This window comes from Mesorhizobium sp. C264A (genome assembly GCF_040324515.1).
Lineage (GTDB): Bacteria > Pseudomonadota > Alphaproteobacteria > Rhizobiales > Rhizobiaceae > Mesorhizobium.
This window is the reverse complement of the sequence record NZ_JAMYVY010000002.1, coordinates 1359723-1379923: the sequence shown is the minus strand read 5'-3', so window position 1 is coordinate 1379923 and position 20201 is coordinate 1359723. Positions and strand designations below refer to the sequence as shown.

Sequence of the window (20201 nt, the reverse complement as noted above, 5' to 3'; positions counted from 1 at the left end):
GATTGTTGCTAGCTGCAGATTCCCAGAGCACCCAGCGGATCCGGATGCCCAGCGATGAGAAGCAGGTCCATCATCGTGAAGTAAGGAGCGCTGGCGCGCGGCAGACTCGGTTGCCAGGCTTTGTTGGAAATAATGTTGTCCGGGGCCGCCTCGATCGCAGCGTGCAGCGTCTCCATCAACACCCGCCCTGCCAGTGGACCAAGCCGCCCCGCGCCCAGCACCTCTGCCTCGCGGAGCATGTAGAACCAGAGCGGCGTCGTCTCCTTCAGGGCTTTGCAGTCTTCGAACGCAGCGGCGATGCCTGCGTCTCCACCGATGATTTGCGGCAGCGAAAGCATCGGTATCGTATTGCCCAGCGGGCCATTTGCCGCGATGACGGCCTGCTGCCCGCTTGCCAAATTCAGCTCGATGCCTCGGATCATAGTGGCCGTGGCGAGATCGAATGCGGGTCCTGACTGGGAATCGCCGTAGCACATGTCGTCGCGAAGGCAGGTCGGCAGTGCTCTGAGCGCCGACGTTAACCGGCTGTCTATGGCGGCAGCCAACATGGGATATCCCGCCAGTGATCCGAGCGAGGTGCCAGTGAAATCGAACAGGCGGCGCCAGTCCGTGATCCAGTTCATCGGTAGCCGGTGGCTCTCGGAAGCCAGGCCGTCGCCCGAATTTGAGTAGCTGAAATGCATGAACTCCTGCACCGAAGCGGCAAGACCGGGGGTGATGCAGTTCCACGGCATGTAGCTGTCGCGAATCATGCTGTGGCCGAAACGGCCGATCGCACCGGCAAATTCCAGTGGCATCCAGTCGATGTCGTTGGCACGCGCGCCCGCCCGGACGAGCTTGCGCCCATGGGCGAGGACGTCGGCGTAGGTCGTCGGGTCGACGAGCCTCGGCAGGTAATCGTGCAGCACGACGGCCTGGAAATGCTGCATCCAGGTCCGACGCACGTCGGCCCACCAGCTGTCGGGCAACGTCTGGCCTGGCACTCCGAGATAACCGTTCAGCCGGGCGATAGCGTTGTAGAATTTGATCAGGGCCAGATGGCACTGCGAAAGAGGAAGGAAATCGTCGTTCCTCGGATCCTCGACCAACGGGCGACCGGCATAGGCGGCCTGCTGGTCGCGCGGCAGGTCCTCGGCCAACTGGTTGTCGCCCGAAGTAAACCCAACCGCCAGCGGTCCCTGGCCGGGCCCGGCGAGAAGGCTCTGAGCCGGTGTGCCAAAGGGGAGCACGCTGTCCAGGTCGAGCGCTGCCGTTCGCTTGTCGATCCAGTCGTTGCCGGTCTTGCTCGGCGAAAGGAACGAGATGTCGTGAATGATGAACTGGCCGAGATAGGTGTAGCCTGCCGGAACATCGGCGGACAGTGCGGGCGTGCCCGGCTGCGCGTTCATCGCATCGGCGAGCGCGGTCAGCGCGGCATCCGGCAGCTCAGCCTTCAGGTCGTGCTCGCCGAAGATGTGCACGTAGGACGCGCTGTTCGAATCGACCTGGAGCGCCCGAAATTCATCGGCACTGACGAGCACCGGGAGCTTACGTGTCAAGTAAAGCGTAAACTGGTCCCGTTCGTAGAGCTGGTCCCACCCGCGAACAAGATAGGTGCTCTCGCCGTGGCGCCTCATCTTTGCCCTCCAATCCCGCGGCAACTGTCGCCGTGAGGCACCGGGCGCGGAACATGCGCTCGGACGAAGCCTTGAAATCCAAAGTCCATCAAGAAATAGCTGCCGGCGGACTGTGCGCAGCTTGAAAGTAGTCAGGCGGTTTTTCTTTCACTGTGCTACTAACATCATATTAGCGCTCGCGCAATTACCCGACAACGGCAAGCGATCTTCCTGGCATTGAAGTGGGTTGAACTTCGCGCAGCTCACAGAAGGGACCTCGGGTACCGCCAGCTCGAAAGAAGTAACAGTTTAGGGCCCGGCGAGCCGAGGCCGAGTTGCATCGGGTTCGGGGAGACTTGGAGCGCAGCGGTCAGGACTACAACGGTGAAGACTACAATGCCGAGCACTGTTACCGAGCCATCGGCATTGCGCAACAGCAAAGCACGAAGTTCTGGGAGTTGCACGCCGCGATCAGTCTCGCCCGGCTCCTGGTGCGAACACCACGGGTGAACGCGTCCCGAGCCCACCATGGCCGGAAGCCGGAGCGCTCCCGCTCGGTGATGCCGACGGCCTTGCCTGGCGCCTGGCGCGTTCCACCGCCTTGGAACCCTGGCATCTTCTGCGCTCCCAAATGCGCACCCGAGCCTACCGTCCGCCTGCGCATAACTCGTCTCATCTCTGTTTCCGCTCGGGAGCCCGATGTTCCGGATACCTTGGGACGGCAGAGTCCGCTTAACGATCCCTTCCATTTCGCGTTGAGCAGCCCGCTTCTGCCCAGCGACCTCAACCTGAATATACAAGTCCACTTCCTTCCCCCCGTCGCCGAAATTGTTACATCAGTTTGTAATATTTGCTAGAATTTGGAAATGGCGAAACACCTCATAATACGCGACCTCAACGATGCTGAACAAATGATGGAGACAGTCCGTAGTTCTGCCAGCCGAGCGCAAGCCTGGATTGCGGCGCAGTCTGGTGACCCGCTCGATATGCTGCGCCGGATGAAATTCGAACCGGTCGGTTTTCATCCGCTCCAGGATCGCGCGCTAAATATCATTGAGCAGATAAATCAGACATGGACCTTCGCCGTAGCAATCGCGGCCTCAAGACAGCTCCTTACGTTGCATCCGGATGTAGGAGGGCTTCTCCTTGCGCCGGGAGCGCACGCGTCACTCGACCTCGACATCATGAGCGAAGCGGAGGGGTATGTCGGAGCGGAGACATTTGCTGCGGTGAGCCCGCGAAATAATGGCAAGCTCGCAGCCGATCTGCTGAAGCTCTCGGTTCGGCCTGAGCGGTATCGATACGTCTTTTTCATGTCTCCCTTGTTCCCAGGCAATGTACGACGGCCGCAGTTCGAGCGAGACGGCGTTGAAGTCTGGTCGGTCGATGTCTGAGAAAGGGAATTCCGCCCTCAGACTAGCACACGGCCTTGTTGCCGCTGCTGGCCGAAGAGACTACCGAACTTCCAGTTCTCCAGCTTCGATGATGGCCATCGGATCAGCGCCGATGGGCCTGGCGTCGGCAGCGAGCCTCGGGCGCGGGCCTTCTGGTCATCAAGTGGTCTCCAATTTAAACGGTGGGAGGGCGAGGAGGACATCCCAGTGGCCGACTATTCCGAACTGCTGAGTCATCCGTTACTGCTTTTCGCAACGCGCAGCCTCAACCAAGGCAGGGAGCGAGATGAGACAGCCCGAGCGCTTGTCGGGAATGGCTGCGACGCAAACGAAGCGTCCCGACTTATCGAGATTGCAGCCGAAGGAATCGCGAGAAGGAAGAAAGAGGGGCTGAGAGCTACACGGATCGCCGGGTCGAGTGCGCTGTGTTTCGGTCTGGTAGTACTGGGAATATCTACTATTTGAACACCAAAGACATACCGGCCTTGTTCTGGGGACTATCTTGGGTGCGGCGACTTCCCTTTCGGGTCTTTGGCTACTTATCACAGGTCGAGATGACGCCTAGTGGGACCCTGACATCTGCGACGACGATCTGACCCTACGCTTGGGGGGCGGTGGCGTTGACGCCAATTGTAGACCTCCGATCCGTAGTGCCTCGGGGCAGGACCAGCCTTTTCCTGACTGGCGGATAGTGCGCCTGCATGCGGCGCCGCCACTACGCCCCTGCTGTCACGGTTAACCGGTTGTCGCAAGCAGCGCCTTACGCTCCTCCAGTGCCTTGGCGCTCGGTCGGTCCCGAGGTTCTGGGGGCACCCGGACTTGCTGCCCGTCTAACGACTGATATTCGCTGCCGCGAAGACGATCGGACAGGACCACCCTCATAGTACCGGGATCGATCTCAACCAGACCGCAATCGAACAACGTATGTAGATCTGAGCGAAGGAGAAGCCCGTTGCTCGCTACATTGGTCTGATCCCCACGGTAAGGGTAGATGTGAGCCGCCTCCAACACATCGGTGATCGCACAACCCGAAATCGCACACTTCCCACCGTAGGCCTTGAGTAGCCTATCTCTAAACACCTTTTGCCCACGTCTCCTGGCGATCGTTCCTAAGACACGCTCACGCGCATCGTCGACTTCGCTTGGGTCGAAGGCCTCGTCGTCGGCAGTGTCAGGGTCAACCGCTTCTCGGGTATCGGACGAGCGAAGCACGAAGTTAGTCGGCGATGCGCCAGAGTGACCAAGGTGCTCGTAAGGACCTAGATACCGAAATCCGCCACCACTGAATTCATTCTTTTGCTTCCTGAAGAACAGGAGCAGCTCAAGGTCGAGATCGCGATGACCGATGATAAGATGGTCGGTGCGACCCGCTGTCTGCCCCTGCCAGTAGAGAAGGTCACCCTCGATCCGGTCCCTGTATTGGGTTCTGTCGGCTGTCTTTTCCTCTGTAACAAGAGCCAAACCGACCCCAGGTTCTTTGCTCTGAAAACCCCGTTATTTAGGGAGGCATCTCTTATCCCAAACATGTCGCGTAACTGCTCGCGAGTATAGATGTCACCCAGGCGCAACATCGAAGACGCCGACTCCTCCTTCTCTTTCGAGCTGGGGGCGCCATTGGAACCGGCGTCGACCTTTTCAAACCGTACTAGCTCGCTCCCAGCCTCGTAAAAGGCTTCGTAGCCGTTGTTCAGCCATTGGGAGCGCCTGGATAAATGATAGCCTCGCGCGTTCGCCCAAAACTGCGACGTCCGGGCTTCACCCGGGAGAGGGCCCACCATACTTTCGATTTCGGTCAGTGGCAGGCGTATCGAGCTTGTTGGGTAGTGTGCTGAGAGTTCTGCAAATTCGCTGAGAGGGGCGGTCATGGCAGGCTGGTGATTGTTCACGTCACCTGATTCCCGCGAAGGAACGCCACCATGACCAAGACTGAAGTTAAGACCGCCAGCGCTGCCGTCAAAGACATTTTGCTTTCGAACCCGGATGGATTGCACGAAGTGCTCCGTGCGGTGATACAGGAGGTGCTTGAGGCCGAGATGGACGAGGCGCTGGGTGCCTCGAAGAGCGAGCGCACGCCCGAACGGCTTGGCTATCGCTCGGGCTATTACGGCCGTACCCTTGTGACGCGGGTCGGCAAGCTCGAGCTGCGGGTTCCGCAGGACCGGGCCGGGCGCTTCTCCACCGAGCTGTTCGAGCGCTACCAGCGTTCCGAGCGGGCCTTGGTGGCGACACTGGCGGAGATGTATGTGCAGGGCGTGTCGACCCGCAAGGTGAAGGCGATCACGGAAGAACTGTGCGGCCATGCCTTCTCGGCCTCGTCGATCTCGGCCATCAACAAGCGGCTGGACGAGAGCCTCGCTGCCTTTGCCAGGCGCCCCCTTCAAGAGCCGTTTCCTTACCTCATCCTCGATGCGCGCTACGAGAAGGTGCGTGAAGCCGGTGTTGTCATGAGCCAGGCGGTGCTGATCGCGGTCGGTATCGACTGGGACGGAAGGCGCCAGATCCTGGCCGTGGAGATGGCCAATCGCGAGAGCCGCTCGGCCTGGAGGGACTTCCTCGTCGGCCTCAAGGCGCGCGGCCTCAAGGGCGTCGAGTTGGTTGTGTCCGACGATCACGCCGGCCTGGTGGCAGCGATCGGCGAGGTGATCCCCGAAGCCGCCTGGCAACGCTGCTACGTGCACTTCCTCAGGAACGCGCTCGATCATCTGCCGAGGAAGCACGGCGACGACTGCCTGCAGGAATTGCGCTGGCTCTACGACCGGCGCGATCTCGCAGAGGCCAGGGCTGATCTTGCCGCATGGCTTGCCAAATGGTCGGCACGCTATCCGCGCCTGACAGGCTGGGCCGAGGATGCCATCGAACAAACCCTGACCTTCTTCAGGCTGCCGAGACAGCACCACAAGCATCTCAAATCCACCAACATGCTGGAGCGGCTCAACGAGGAAATCCGCCGGCGCACCTATGTCGTGCGCATCTTCCCCAACACCGAAAGCTGCCTGCGCCTGGTCAGGGCGTTGGCCGTCGAGACCAATGAAAACTGGATGGAGGCCAACCGATACATCAACATGGACGACCTGCGCGAGCACAAGAAGCTCGCTCTGCGCCAAGCCGCATGACCAGCATCATGGCCGCCCCATTTTGCAGAACTTGACGCACACAACCGCTTGTTGACTGTGCCTTCAAAAACTCCCCGAGGCGATCATATCGGCTTGCCATTTATCTTCCCCTTAGCAGAGCGTGCTGTACGCCACCCTATCGCCATCGCGACTATTTTCCCACAGATCGGCGCGGGCGAGAAAGCTCAGTCCGGATCGGCGCCCACGATGGCCATGCCTTGCAGTTCCAGCGGCATCTGCCCGCGTCGCGCCGAAAAGGGTGGTTCCAACTAAACAGTGCTGGCCGATCGGACGGCAGAAAGTTTCTAGGCGACGGACCGCGGCGGCACCATACTCCAACCGAGGTTAGGGTGCCGGGCCGCAAACCAGCGAGAAAGGTGGTCCGTCGACGTATTGTCGGCGAGTCAGGGGAGCGTAGGGGGAGCCGAAGGCCATTTGGCCAACGAAAAGCCGGGTATGCGCTGCGTCGCTCCCGCCCGGGCTAGCGATGGCGCGTGCGCCACGTCGCCGCAGTCTTGGCCACTGAACCCGGCGGCATGTCCTTGCGATCGACGAGCTCATATCCGAGATGGCGCATCACCTGCCCAACGATGGAGCCGGCGTCGACAGTTCCGAGGTCGTGCGGGTGATAGAGAACTCCGAGGTCGGCGACAATCAATGGTTCGACACCTGCCAAAGCGGGCATACCTGCCTCTGTCGCTTCAACCAGGAGTCTCTTGCCCTGACTGGACCATGCGATCTCCTCCATGCGGAGGTGCACCGGGTCGGAGAATGTGATCCCGCCGGAACGAAGCGGTAGGCCGGACGCGTCGATCAGGTCTATGACTTCTTGACCGCCTTGTTCCAGGCGCTTCCTGGCATTTTCGTAGAGCGTTGCCCGCTGCTCCGGCGACATGGCCTGCAGCTTCTCGATCGTTATTTGCATGACATCCCCCTTACTGACCGCTGCCCCAACAGGGGAGCACCTTCAAGTTATGGCCACCCACCTGGCACAGGCGTCTCGGAGGCGGTCTTTGCCCATTTCCCCCACGCGGGTCCTTGCCAGGACCGCAAGACAAGCAGGCCGCCCGGTTTCCAGGCGGCCTGATGCAGTCTTGACATCCCGTCAATGGTGCGAGTGACGGATCATTGCCTCGGCAGAAGCAAGTGCGGCCTTAGCAGCCGTAAGCGCGGCCATTACTTCGACAGCAACCCTAGCGGCGGGATAAGGGCCACGGGGCGGAACATCCCCCGAATCCGCCGGCTCGACCCAAAGATACCGTTTGCCTGTGGCAATTTCCGCGATACGCCCGCCGTTTACTCCAAACCAAGCCGCGATGTCATGCTGCCTGTCGCCTCGGGCCAACATGCCCTTTGCGATTGCAGCATCGTCCGCTGCGAGTACGATACCGCTGGGTTCAGCACGTTTTCCCATGACCCGCCTACTGAACGCTGATCTTGGGGAGGCGCTGCTGCATCTTGGCAATCAGCACACGACGCCCGGCGCTGCTAGAATACGACCCCGCCGCGCCCAGTGGAGCAGCGCGCCAGAAGTTAACCCCGGAGACCGGATCACCCGAGGCGTTCTCGCCCTCGATGTGTTCAAGCGCATCCCGCAAGATGCGCGCGTAGGACGTGGGTTCCGTGACCGCATCCCCTCGCGAACGAGCAATCTCAATCACCTGCGTCAGCAACATATGAAGAACCGTCACGCCAATGCCTTTCTGGACGGAGAACTCCGACGATTCGTCGAAGGCCTCGGGCATAACTTCGCGGATACCACGCCAGTAGGCATCTAGGATCAACACAACCTGGTCAGGGGAAAGCGCCTTGAAATAAGGCGAACCGAGAACCGGTTTGAGCGACGAAACCATTGACGCCGAAGGCATGACCGTGTCGCCCTTTTCCATTGCGGCGAATCGGATGCGGTTGCGCCAAACAGGACTATCCTCGGCGAGCCGCTTGACGATGTTCATTCCATGGACCTGCCAGTCCCGGCCGCGCTCCACGAGAGACTCCATCACCTCGGGGTCCTGTGCGCGTTGCGACAAAAGCTCGTAGGCAAGATCGGTCCGCACCGATTTGGCCTTCGAATTGACGATGTAGAACTGGTCCATTTCTTCGTCTTCTGTCGCACCAAGCATGCAGGTGAACGGAATCATGTACTTCGACCAACGATCTTCCTCAAACTCCTCAATCAGGCGCTTCAAAGCGAGGATCCGGTGCTGTCCATCAACGACGTAGAATTTGGGCTCGTAACCAAGCGACCGGCCGGCGTCGTTGAAGGGCAAGAGGTTAAGCTGGCCGTCATGGAAAGCGCGGCGCGCCTCGCGATTGCGGATATTCAGAAGCACCGACGTGGGCAGGTCGACGCGGCCCTTCCGCAAGTCGGTGGCCAATTCGTTGATGCGCGCCTCTTGGGGCAGGCGTTGATAGCCACGTCCCGTACGGGAATCACGATGAGGAACGACGAAATTGGCAGGGATCAGCGCCCCTGCCGGAATGAAGCCGGTGACGATCGGAACGTCGGCCCGGATCAACTTCGGTCCTAGGATAACCGGGATGGCGTTAGGGGCTAAGAAGGCGCCGGGTTCCGGCGTAAAGGTGGGACGCGCCATTGAATCATCTTCCATTTCAGGAGCAACATTGGTAAACATGAGAAAACCTCTTAGCTGGGGTTGATGAACGGGCTCCCCGGGTACCAGCCGGTGGGCCCGTTTTTTTGGGCCCAAGAGTCCGACGATCTCTCGACCGCATCGCCTTAATGACTGATCTTCGGTGCCTTGTCCAGAAAAAATCAGCGGATCCGCGAAAATAGATCCTATAGGCAGGATCCGGCATTCACCGGCATGTGCAGTGGATCGCGCGAAGGGCAAGGTTGGTTCGGTGCGCTGTCGCTTGTGACACCGCCGACACTCTCGGCATTATGCCGCTTTGATGTCGACGTAAGCCAAGCGCTATTCCGGAATCGCTCTCCAGACTGCCCGGCAAAGAGTCCTATCCCGGACTGGCCAGACAGATCTTGCCTCTAAAGCGCGCGCGCGTTGGGCCGATTTCGGCTGTCGGCCAGTACACTATTTCCTGCCGTTCCGCGCGTCTGGCGCTGACCGAGGCCGACGGTATCGAACCGTGCGGCCCGGCACCGTGGGATCCCGGGTAGTCTGACCTTGGCCGTCAGCACTTTCTGCCGCCAAATCCTTGCGGCTCTATGCCCACGGTGAAGTGCTTACCGGAATGATCGCGCTAGGCGCATGGTGGTTCGCGATCAGCGTTGGGCAGTCGTCCCGTGCTGGAGCCTGGCCTGCCAAGGGCGGTCCGACCGGTCCGGCCATTTCTTTATTCAAAGCGCAGTGGACCGAAAGACGTCGAAGGGCTGGGAGCGAGAGGTAGCAAAGAAAAAGAATCGTTGCGACCCCGGACCGGCCGGGCCGATCGGTTCACCCGGTGGAGAGCTTGCTTGGTGCAGCGTCGAATGGCGGGGTTGGGGCCGGTTGCAGACTGGCGGCGTCGGCAAGAACGTAGCGGACGTTCATTTCGGTGGTACGAAGCACCGAGGTCGGAACGCCGCGGATGTGCCAGGCCGAACCCACATTGGCTAAGAGCAGCTCCAGTGGCACAATCAAAATATGGAAACGGCCCGTGTTGACATTGTGTACCGCCCGCTGCGGATTGCATTCGCGGTCCACTCAAGTGACCTCGATAGCGTCCGTGCTGCAGTAAGGTACTGCCACTGCCTTTGGGGCGGTCGTTACAACCCCATTGTTTTGATCGATCGGCCGGAAGCCCACCGACTCATGGAGCTGTTCCGCCCCGACATCGTGACTTCAGTGGGAAATCACGCAGACCTAGCCCTATTCAAGCGGGGGTATGCCGGTCTCCAGAGCGGCCGTGTTCCCGCGAACCTATTCTATCCACCATACGGTGGTCGGGAAGGCACGGCCACCGTGCTCGACGTTCGTAACCTCATGATCCATCGGCGGGATGATCCTGACTGGAAGGCGATGGTCGAGCATGGCGTTCGAGTCGCCGCCTGGGATGACGGCGATCCCCTGGCCGATGTTTTTTTGATGCAGTATGGCCAATACCCCGCGCACGAAGCCGTTGGGATCGACTACCGGAGCAGTCTGGATCAAGCGGTCCAGGCAGTTAATCTGCCGATTGCGAATGGCGCCCCGATACCGGCAGAGATCATGCAGTATCCGGGGATATCCCATTTGAGCCGCTACGATCTGACGCCACACTATTCGGCACGTGCAGGATGGGACTATCCAGGCTTTTATCTGGGCAGCGCGGCAAACATCGATGACCTTGTCACGTTCTGGAACCTTCGCGCGTGCGGCATCCAGATTGCGTGGCACGACCTCCAGCACCCAGCGCGATTTGGCCTTGTCAAAGCTGACTATGAGACAAGGCTGCGGACCAGCCTCGCTGGACGCGACGACTTTCACAACAGACCCGCCATTTGGTGCCTGGACGCCAACAGGGAAAACGCAACCGCGACCCTTGGCGACGGCCCCTGGGCGGTCTGCGGGGTGGGCGAGGCAACATGGAATGGGCACAACGTCAGCCCGGCGAAAATGCATTTTGGCACAGAGTCGGCACTTGCAGTGCTCGGCGGCCCGGGCCAGTTGCCTAGCCTTAGCTTCGCGCTAAAGGACAAGCCGTTTGCGTCGGACCCTTGGTTCCACCAGCAGCACCTCATGGCTTCTATTTCGGTTATTGGCGCGCGTGGCGACGGCAGCAACTACACCTTCATCCCGCCGTGCGTTCCGGAGCTGAACGAGTTCGCCGGCCGCACGATGATTATGCACCATGATGGCCTGCGACTTGAGCCCGAAAACGTTGGCATCATAATCGACGCCGCCGACGTTGACCTTAGGCTCGGCGCTATGCCCATACCGGCACTCATCGAGCGCACGTTTGCGTTGGCGGGCTTTGAGGCCAAGCTGAGTGGGAGTGGCCTCATCACTCGCCAGCTTGTCACCAGTATGGGAGGTCTGGATGGCGTTCGGGCCTTCAAGATTTCAGGCGTCCGCAGACTGATCAAGTCATTTGGCCCAACGCACTCGTTTTCAAAGAATGACGCCACCAACAAAATTGGCTCGAAGGACCCTGACACCGGTTCCACATTTGCGGACCATCGGCAGCTGTACATCGAACAGCGGGGGGTTGGCACGGATCTCACGCCGCCTATGGTTTTTACTCATCTGGTAGAAAAAGGCCTGTTCCGAATCGGTTCGGACCTGCGCTGCCCGACGTGCCAACTCTCGAGCTGGACCCCGCTCGACAGCTTAAAGCAGAAAGCAACGTGCCCGCTTTGCGGGACCGACTTTGACGCGACCCGACAGCTGGTCGATGGGCAATTCGCCTACAGACGGACCGGCGTTCTAGGCGTCGAAAGGAACGCAGCGGGCGCCATACCGGTGGCTATGGTATTGCAGCAGCTCTACGTGAACCTGAGAAGCACGTTCCACACCGAGGGCTATGGCGCTTCATACGATCTCAAGCCCATCGATCCTACCGGCGGCTTACCCGTCTGCGAGACCGACCTAGTGGCTCTGGTACACGAGCCCCGCTCCTCGAGGCCGGCAGTTATCATCGGTGAGTGCAAGGATGTTGGCGGTGCGATCGACGCCATCGACATCGAGCATTTGCGGCAAGTTGCCGATGCTTTCCCGAACGAGCGCTTCGCGGCGTACATCCTCCTCGCGAAGCTGTCCGCGTTCACGCCAGACGAAATCGAGCTGGCCAAATCCCTCAACACTCAGTTTGTCCGCCGCGTGATCCTCCTTACTCACCAAGAGCTCGAGCCGTATCATTTCTACGAGCGGCGCAAGGATGCCGTCGGCGAGGATATCTACGCATCCAGCGCTCATGACCTGGCGGAGGCGACCCACCAGCTTTACTTTCTGCCTCAGCCAGCGAGTGTCGCTCCGGCAGCGGCTGATAGCCAGGTAGAAGGCTCCGCAGCAGACCAATAGCGACGAGTTCGCCGCGTCGATCAAGCTGCGGGCGACATCGAGACAGATGCCTTGCCTTCCCATCCAGGCAGAGGTTCGGTAGACGTAAAAGGACCGCTGCGCCTAGTCGCGCGTATGACTGCTTTCGGGATCTTGCGGCGATTTTCTCAACGACCGAACTTGGGCGCGAAGCGGTCATATGCGGCACCGCCTTCCGCCTCATCCGTGCCCAAGACTTACATCGATGCGGTGCCGGGCACTACCCGTTGCGATAGTGCTCGCCTAGGTAGTCGCTCGGAACCTGAGCCCGTCCGCGAAAAAGTGGGTCCGCCCGGTCCGACCATTTTCTTATTCTAATCGCGGTCAAGGGAAGACGTCGGAGAGAGCTGGGAAGAAGAGTAGTAAGAGGAAGAATTGCTTCTATGTCGGACCGGCCGGACCGGGCCTCTAGCTGAACCGCTGGGCTTCCGCCGCCTGGACTCCGTTGGGCGGGTCGGCACGAACGCGTGGCCACGCTTGCCGGCCATCGCCGGCGTTGGCGGGGTCATCGTAGCTGCCATCCCTCGCGTCGCCTTCGCAACGCTCGCCCCGATCTGTCCGACGACAGTGTCACCTTGTTTATTGTTTATTGGCCGGGCAACCCCCAAAACGCTCGGCGTGGCGCCATGCGGCGGGCGTTAGCACCCTGGCGCGTCGTTCGGGAGCTCCCCGGGCAAAAAACCTGGCCCGGCGTAATGCAAAGGGTCCCCTCCTCGGCAATCGCGACCGACTAGAGGGCAGTCCGCCGACGACGACAGCGTGGCGCCCGACCATCCACCACGGCTTGGCTTTCCAGGCGCACGGTGCGCCGACACGCGACGAGGGACCGGCAAGTCCTAGAACGGCGCGTCCTGCCGGGTGGCGGCCCACAAGCGAATGCCAAGAAAGACATTCACCCTTTGGCTACCGGAACGCCGCTCCTTGCTACGACCGACACTGGGAACGGCCGCCATGAGGTCTTTCGCAAAGGTGCTGATGGTGCCCGGATGAAAACCGCGCTGGTCGCAGTAGGCGCGCCAGGACTGAAACAGCTCGTTTTTGTTGACCGACGCTTCGGGATGAAGTTCGCACTGCTCCTCGACGAAGGCGGTGACGGGCGAACCGAGGTCTATAAGGGAGCCGAGCACCTCCTTGGACTCGGGCGGCAGCTCGAAGCGACCGCGCTCCTTCAGCCGGCGCCATCCCTCGATGGACCAGTTCAGAATGCCTGGCAGTTCGGCGAGCAGTTGCACCAGCAGGTCAGGGTCCTCACGCCCGAGATAGCTCTTGAAAAAGACCAGCGGCAGGTAGCGGTTTGCCAGGGCTGTGGACGCGTCCGCCAGGTGCGGCAGCTCGTTGCTTAGGATGAGAAACCGCGTGGGCAATGGGCCGTTCCAGGCCGGCTTGTACTTCCGATGGATAGTGACCATGTCGCCGCCACTGACGCGCAGTAGGTTCTCGGCGATGGCTGCCTGGTCCGTCTTGCTGCCGATGCGCATGTCGCCGAGGATGGCAAGCTGTTTGCCAATCAACGGCTCCAACCCGAACGGATGCGAGAGGCTGGACGCGTTCGGGCCACAGATATTTTCCTGGCCGACCAGATGCCCGATGACCTGGGCAATGGTGCTCTTGCCGCTGCGCGGTGGCCCCATAAAGAGGAAGATTTTGTGCAGCGATGTGTCCGGTACCAGCAGATAGCCCATCATCTCCTGGAGAGTGTCCCTGGCTTCGGGGCTGTTTGGCCAGTATTCGCTTAGCAGCCCGAGCCAGCGCGTTGGTGCCGGCGCCTCGGGCTCGTACCCAAACCCGAGCGCGTTCCGAGTGTAGAAGTCGGGCGTCGGCGGCAGCAGCACTCCCGACGGCAGGTGCACGAGGCCGTTGGCGCACGCGAGTATCTCGCCGGCAGGCGGCCCGTCGCCACGCAGCCAGCATGGCGGGCGATATCGGTCCCTCTCCTTGTGCGCGGTCGCCTCCAGCGCGGCGACGACGTCGGCCACCGGATTTCTCGTTACGGAAAACCGCTTCCGATTGCCGTTGGCATCTTCCTCCACCGCCGTCGCGAGGAATCGATAGCATTCGGACTCCACGGTCGCCTTCTCCACCTCGTTGTAGCTCGAGCCGTTGTGGTCCAGCCATTCGCCGTTGGTGTGCATTAGGTTAGGCCGACGAAGGCGGATGAACTCGCTGGCGCTAAAGAGCGGGTTTCCGCGACTTAGCACTAGCGGCCCCGAGCCTACGTCTTCGCGAGCGTCGCGCGCCTGCTTCAGCGCGTATTCGCGCGGCTTGCCCTGGTCGCGAACGTGCGCGCTGATGCCGTGGTTGCTATCCGTCAGGACATTTGCGATCTCGTCGTCGGAACAACCGGCGCGAACCAGGGAGCAGGCCGCGAAGAAGACCGCTTCGGAGCGCGAGGTCCAGCGTCCTGGGTTTCGCTCGTCGGAACCGGTCCTGACTATCGCGGCGAGATCGGTCGGCAGGCGCGCGAGGAGTTCGCCGACATCGGCGCCTGATGCCGGTTTTGCCGGCGTCGTCGCCGGCTCTCCGGTGTTGTTGCCGACCGTTCGCTCTGGTGCCAGCCTGGCGCCCTGACTTGGCGACGCCTTTTCGCGCTCTGCTGCCGGAAAGTACGACAACGGAAATGTCGTGGGTTCATGCCAGAGCATCTTGGCCGGCGCGACCTCGCGTCCCTTTTCGATCTTCCTCTTGTCCGGCCAGTTTGTCGTGCCAGGCAGACGCAGCACGCGGCTTACGTCCTTGGCCGACACATCGCCACCAAGCCGAACTGCGAGCGCATGGTTGCGGCGTGCGAAATCGTCCGCCATCTCCACGGAGCCATCCAACTGCACTGGCACGTCGAGGAGAAAAAGCGCCTGGAACCCGCCGCCACTGTCGACGATGCAGGTGGGCTCGGCGTCCATCAGCAATGGGACGATGCGATCGCGCTCAGCTCCGACGTGACGCGCTTTCTCTTCGTCGGACGCGTCGACGGGCGGCGGACTTGGATCGACATCCACGTGAAGGTACCGCACCTCGGTGATGTCGGTCTTGCTCGCCTTTAGCAGCGCGCCGCGCTCGCTGCGCCGGACGTTGGGGTATGGGTTCACATGGTAGTACTGGTTGTGCAGAGCGTGCCCGACGACCCACGCCGACACCTTCTCCTCGTCGCCCGGACCGTAGGCTGCGCTGCACCAGAGCCCTGGGCCATAGGCCTCCTTGGCCCACAATACCCAGGGTCCTTCAGGGTGCAGCAGCCACAAGAATCGGATCGCCTCGTCCGTGTCGACGAACTCGCTGGCGGAAATGTCCACGGGAGCGTTCATTGGCCGCTCCTCTCGCCGGCGGCACCGGCCACGGATGCAGCGGCGCCCGTGCCTACCTTGCCAAGCGCGACGGTACGAGCGCGCTCGGCGCGCTCGGCCCTACCTTCGGCCAAGTCGCGAGCGGCTAGCCGGGCAACGATCCAGTCCTCGATCTCTCGCTCCAGGAACGCGACCTTGTGGTCGCCGAGTTGCACGGGCCGCGGGAAGCTGCCGTTGGCGATCTTGCGGTAGATGTGTGTTCGGGAAAACGAGACGCGATCTACGACCTCGTCCATACTTATGAAGCGATCTGGCACGATAGTTACTCTCCGTTACGGGGGACGGAGAGGCACATCTCGCAATTTGCGTGCTTCCGAACGTCGCAACAAAACGGGCCAGAGGAAGCCTTTTTGGTGCCAAGTCCCGCCGGAGCAGCTGCGGCTGGGCAAGTCGAGCGTCTTGGGCCAAATGACGGCGCGCGGACCTATGCGCAGCCGGCGAGGCGCGAGCTGCCTCGATAACACCTGCCGCGGCCAACGCCCTTGCAGATTGACAAAGCGGAACTAGCGTTTACGCATCCGACCACAGCTCGGCCTGCCAGCGCACCGCGGCGGGCAGCACAGAAAGCGAGACATGAGCGAAGACAAAGTGGTAGCGCGTTGCGGGACACTTGTTCTCCCTCAAAACCAGGCGCGGGTAGTACGGCGTGGCGCATAATCCCTTGGTTTCCAGTTCGGCGAACGGCGGCACCGCATCCGAAGCGCTTGCTTGGCTGGCGTTGCGGAACGCCGCGTCCGAATGCGGCTCAGGCTCGCGCTCGATCGACCCGCAGCCCCTGCGCGCGCTGCCGGCGGGACGCAAGTGGGCGCGTGAGATCGCCAAGGTGATCTTCGATGGCCTTGTGGCAGGAAGCCTTTCGGTGCCGGGGCAACTGGCTGCCCGGTGGGACAGCTTCGGCAGCGCAACCACCGCATTGATCATCGAACTCGGCAAGGTCTGGGACAATCCCGCAGCGGCTCGCCGCGTCCAGTACCAGCTTGAGCAAATGCTTCTCGAACCCGACGATCTTGCCACGCCGCGCAGGCTGGCGCGAACGCTCGGAATTCGCGTCGACGCTCGCAACCCGACCGCGACCGAACTGCCGGAGGGCATCGATCAGATTTATGCCCATCTGATGCTGGATGGCCGGATCGAGGCTGTCGTGCTGTTCGCCGCACTCGGGACGGTGACAAGCGATCATTGGATTGAATTGATCCTGGATGTAGTGCCTGCTGAGCGGCTTGCGAGAGGATCGCCTGCACCGCAAAAGGGCGCCGGCGCGACCACGTCAAACACGCCTGCAGCCGAGGCATCGTTGACCATGGCGGGAAGCGAGCCCGATCCGGACAGCCACTTCGGCAAACTCGCGCAATTGGCCGCACAGGCGCATGACCTGGTTCGGTCGAGCGCTGAACCGTCAGAGCCTGTTGCGCCGCGCCGCGCACGGGTCGCGGACAAGCACGACAAGGATCGCACGGCGTTCTGGAACAGCTATTTCGCGACCGAAGATCCGTGGAACTACGGTTCGTCCTATGAGCAGGAAAAATACGAGCGCCAGCTCGAAATCCTGCCTCCCGGTCCCATCGGGCGGGCGCTCGAGTTGGCCTGCGCGGAGGGCCACTTCACGCGGCAGCTGGCGCCTCGCGTCGGCCATTTGACCGCAACCGACATTTCCGCCATAGCCGTCGGGCGAGCCCGCGCCCGATGCAACGATCAGCCGAATGTCGAGTTCGGCGTACTCGATTTCGCTGCCGACACGCTGCCGGGTGAGATGGATCTGATCGTCTGTTCGGAAGTGCTCTACTACCTCGATGATCTCGCCGAGCTACGGCGCATCGCCAGGAAATTCGCCGAGGCGTTGGCGCCTGGCGGCAGCTTCATCAGCGCACACGCATTCGTGCTGCGTGACAATGTCGAAAAGACCGGCTTCGACTGGAATACATTCGGCGCCCAGGCGATCTCCGAGACGCTGGCGGCGACCGAAGGCCTCGTCCTCGAGCAATCGATCCAGACCGAGCTCTACCGCATAGACCGCTTCCGCCGCCTGTCGCCGGGCGATGTGGCGACGGACCCGGTGATCGATCATGTGCCGATCCGCGCGCCCATCGAAATCGGCGTCGCGCGAAATATCGTCTGGGGTGGGGCGCGAGCCTTGCGCCGCGACGTCGCACGTAACGAGCAGCGCCGGCATATCCCTGTCCTCATGTATCACGGCGTTGCCGATGGAGGTCCGGCCGCGCTCGCTCGCTTTCGGCTCACGCCCGCCGCATTCGCCAGCCAGATGGCATGGCTGCGCGCCAATGGCTTTTACGCCATTGGCTCCGAGCAGTTGGAGCAGTTCATCACCAACCGTCAGCCTTTCGTCGGCCGCCCGGTGCTCATCACCTTCGATGACGGCTTCCAGAACTTCGCCGACCATGCCTGGCCGATCTTGCGCGCTAACGACCTGACCGCGGAAGTGTTCTTGGTGACGGACCTGGTGGGCGAAAGTGCAAAGTGGGACACCGACATCGGTCCGCCGACGCCGCTTATGGGCGCCGGGACGGTGCGACGCCTCGCTGCCGAAGGCGCCTTCTTCGGCAGCCACATGGCGACGCATCGCGCCATCGATGGTCTGTCGAGCGCTGACCTGGCCGCCGAGCTCCTGCGCTCTCGTCTGTTCATCGAACGCTGGACCGGCCGTCCAACCACGGCGTTCGCGGCACCCTTCTCCGTCACCGACCGACGGCTTGGCCGGCTGGCCAGGGAGTGCGGCTATCGAGTAGGCTTCGGCCGCAGGCACGGGCCGGCGGACCTCGATAGCGATCTCATCGACCTTCCGCGCATCGAGATTCGCGGCGACCGCTCGCTCGATGACTTTGTCGCCACTGTGGAGGCCGTGCTCGGATAAACGCCGAACTGGTCGGTGCGGCAGCGCAAATGGGCATCCGCGTGGGCTGGTGTCAGAGCGCTGCCGGTAGCGTGGCTGCGTGGCCGTGATTTGCGAAAATTCCCTCGTCCCGCCGTCTTCCTGCTATGATGGAGATGAGGAGGCGACCCATGAGCGAGAACCGTAAGCTGGCCGCAATCCTGGCTGCAGATGTGGTCGGATACAGCCGGCTCGCGAGCGCGGACGAAGATCGTACCTTGGCGCGGTTGCGGGCACTGCGCAGCGACCTGATCGATCCGATCATTGCAGTGCACCACGGGCGGGTTATCAAGCGTACCGGAGATGGGGCACTGGTTGAGTTTCGCAGTGTGGTCGATGCCGTGCGCTGCGCCGTTGAGATTCAAAACGGTATGGTTGAGCGCAATGCCGGCGTACCGCAGGAGCGCCGCATCGAGTTCAGGATCGGCATCCATCTGGGCGACGTGGTCGAAGAGAGCGATGGCGACCTGATGGGTGACGGCGTCAACATCGCCTCGCGTCTGGAGGGCGTTGCGGCGCCCGGCGCCATCTGCCTGTCCGAGGATGCCTATCGCCAGGTCAAGGCCAGGCTTGACCTCTCGGTCAGCGATCTCGGCAGCACACAGCTCAAGAACATCGCCGAGCCGATCCGGGTGTACTCGCTGCAGGTCGGCGCCGGGGCCAAGGTGGCCGTGACCTCGCAAACCCCGACGAGCCCTCCGGCTGCGGCAGCGCCGCCGAAACTGTCGATCGCCGTGCTGCCGTTCGCCAATATGAGCGGTGATGCCGAACAGGACTACTTCGCCGACGGCATCTCCGAAGACATCATCACGGCGCTGTCCAAACTGTCACAGCTCTTCGTCATCGCTCGCAATTCGTCCTTCATCTTCAAGGGCCAGAACGTCCATGTGCAGGATGTCGGCACGAAGCTCGGCGTGCGCTATGTCCTTGAAGGCAGCGTACGCAAGTCGGGGAACAAGGTACGCATCACCGCGCAGCTCATCGATGCAATCTCAGGCGGCCATCTTTGGGCGGAGCGGTTCGATCGCGATCTGACCGACATTTTCGCCGTGCAGGATGACGTGACGCAGCACATCGTCGGTGCACTGGCGCTCAATCTGACCGAGGATGACCGTCTGCGGCTGGCGCCCGAACACCAGCGCAACCCGGAGGCGTATGACTGTTTCCTGCGGGGCCGGGAGCTATGGCACCGGCTGACGAAGGACACGAACGTCGCGGCCCGCGAGCTCTTGCAGCGGGCCATCGAACTGGACCCGAAATTTGCCTCTGCCCACGCTTTCCTAGCCCTCACGTACGGGCTCGATTACCTCAACAGGTGGGGTGCGTCGGACTCGATGGCGCAAGCGGAAGAGGCAGCAACGCGAGCGGTAACGCTGGATGACAGCGATCCCTGGGCGCACTGGGCGCTGGCATCGGCCAAGCTTTACACACGACGGCACGATGAGGCCATCGGCGAGGTGGAGCGCGCGATAGCCCTCAATCCGAACTTCGCCGAAGCGCACGTCGCCCGCGGCGAGGCGCTGTATTATTCGGGTAGACCCGCGGAGGCGCTAGAGAGTTTCGCCCGGGGAAAGACCTTGAATCCATACTTCCCGGATGTGCTTCTGCACTTCCAGGCTTTGGCATCGTTTCAACTGGGAAGGTACGAAGAGGCGGTCGACCTCTTGCTGCAACGGCTGGCTCGCAACGCTGTCACCGACCTCTCGCGCGCGCTTCTGGCCGCCACCTACGGCCATCTGGGCCGTCTGGAGGAGGCCCATACGGCATGGCAGGACCTGCTTCGCGTCAATCCCGCCTATTCGCTGGAACACCGCCGCAAGGTCTTGCCTTACAAGAACCCTGCCGATTTCGAACTCATGGTCGAGGGGCTCCGCAAGGCCGGTGTGGTGCAATGAC

Annotated in this window: 13 protein-coding genes; 5 read left to right on the top strand and 8 right to left on the bottom strand. The window is 61.7% G+C overall.

Going from position 1 to position 20201, the window contains the following annotated elements:
• Nucleotides 1–8 precede the first annotated feature (8 nt).
• On the bottom strand, nt 9–1616 hold the full coding sequence (locus NKL04_RS25745; protein ID WP_023703192.1) for a peroxidase family protein: 1608 nt from the start codon (nt 1614–1616) through the stop codon (nt 9–11).
• 845 nt (nt 1617–2461) lie between these two features.
• Here NKL04_RS25745 and NKL04_RS25740 point away from each other — a divergent pair.
• Nucleotides 2462–2989: a hypothetical protein gene (locus NKL04_RS25740; protein ID WP_023703190.1), complete on the top strand. Its 528-nt coding sequence runs from the start codon at nt 2462–2464 to the stop codon at nt 2987–2989.
• A gap of 735 nt (nt 2990–3724) precedes the next feature.
• On the opposite strand, the gene NKL04_RS25735 is transcribed toward NKL04_RS25740, so the two are convergent.
• Nucleotides 3725–4450: an HNH endonuclease gene (locus NKL04_RS25735; protein ID WP_023703189.1), complete on the bottom strand. Its 726-nt coding sequence runs from the start codon at nt 4448–4450 to the stop codon at nt 3725–3727.
• Between the two features lie 455 nt (nt 4451–4905).
• Between NKL04_RS25735 and NKL04_RS25730 the strand changes: the two genes are divergently transcribed.
• A complete protein-coding gene (locus tag NKL04_RS25730) occupies nt 4906–6102 on the top strand; it encodes an IS256 family transposase (RefSeq protein ID WP_352581544.1) in 1197 nt (398 codons plus the stop codon).
• A 481-nt stretch (nt 6103–6583) separates the two neighbouring features.
• Here the strand turns inward: NKL04_RS25730 and NKL04_RS25725 are convergent, their stop codons facing one another.
• From NKL04_RS25725 to NKL04_RS25715, 3 genes are all read right to left on the bottom strand, one after another.
• Nucleotides 6584–7027, bottom strand: a complete 444-nt coding sequence (locus NKL04_RS25725; protein WP_023702569.1) for a hypothetical protein — start codon at nt 7025–7027, stop codon at nt 6584–6586.
• Between the two features lie 496 nt (nt 7028–7523).
• Nucleotides 7524–8738: a DGQHR domain-containing protein gene (locus tag NKL04_RS25720; protein WP_084568606.1), complete on the bottom strand. Its 1215-nt coding sequence runs from the start codon at nt 8736–8738 to the stop codon at nt 7524–7526.
• Nucleotides 8739–9518: 780 nt separating this feature from the next.
• Nucleotides 9519–9767, bottom strand: coding sequence for a hypothetical protein (locus tag NKL04_RS25715; RefSeq protein WP_023702566.1), 249 nt, complete (start codon nt 9765–9767; stop codon nt 9519–9521).
• Nucleotides 9768–9875: 108 nt separating this feature from the next.
• On the opposite strand from NKL04_RS25715, the gene NKL04_RS25710 reads away from it, so the two are divergent.
• Nucleotides 9876–12062 (top strand): hypothetical protein, encoded by a 2187-nt coding sequence (locus NKL04_RS25710; RefSeq protein ID WP_023702565.1) that lies wholly within the window; start codon nt 9876–9878, stop codon nt 12060–12062.
• Nucleotides 12063–12916: 854 nt separating this feature from the next.
• On the opposite strand, the gene NKL04_RS25705 is transcribed toward NKL04_RS25710, so the two are convergent.
• The 3 genes from NKL04_RS25705 to NKL04_RS25695 all read right to left on the bottom strand — a co-directional run bounded on the left by NKL04_RS25705 (nt 12917) and on the right by NKL04_RS25695 (nt 16240).
• The gene (locus NKL04_RS25705; RefSeq protein WP_023702564.1) at nt 12917–15379 is read right to left on the bottom strand and encodes a phage/plasmid primase, P4 family; all 2463 of its coding nucleotides are present in this window, start codon (nt 15377–15379) and stop codon (nt 12917–12919) included.
• On the bottom strand, nt 15376–15675 hold the full coding sequence (locus NKL04_RS25700; RefSeq protein WP_245271469.1) for a helix-turn-helix transcriptional regulator: 300 nt from the start codon (nt 15673–15675) through the stop codon (nt 15376–15378). Before NKL04_RS25700 ends, NKL04_RS25705 begins: the two co-directional genes overlap by 4 nt.
• Before the next feature lie 253 nt (nt 15676–15928).
• A complete protein-coding gene (locus NKL04_RS25695) occupies nt 15929–16240 on the bottom strand; it encodes a hypothetical protein (protein WP_245271468.1) in 312 nt (103 codons plus the stop codon).
• A gap of 37 nt (nt 16241–16277) precedes the next feature.
• Here NKL04_RS25695 and NKL04_RS25690 point away from each other — a divergent pair, with 37 nt between their 5' ends.
• Both NKL04_RS25690 and NKL04_RS25685 read left to right on the top strand, forming a co-directional pair.
• Complete coding sequence (locus NKL04_RS25690) at nt 16278–18287, top strand: SAM-dependent methyltransferase (RefSeq protein ID WP_245271467.1); 2010 nt, start codon at nt 16278–16280, stop codon at nt 18285–18287.
• Between the two features lie 149 nt (nt 18288–18436).
• Complete coding sequence (locus NKL04_RS25685) at nt 18437–20200, top strand: adenylate/guanylate cyclase domain-containing protein (RefSeq protein WP_023702561.1); 1764 nt, start codon at nt 18437–18439, stop codon at nt 20198–20200.
• The last annotated feature ends 1 nt before the right edge of the window (nt 20201 follow it).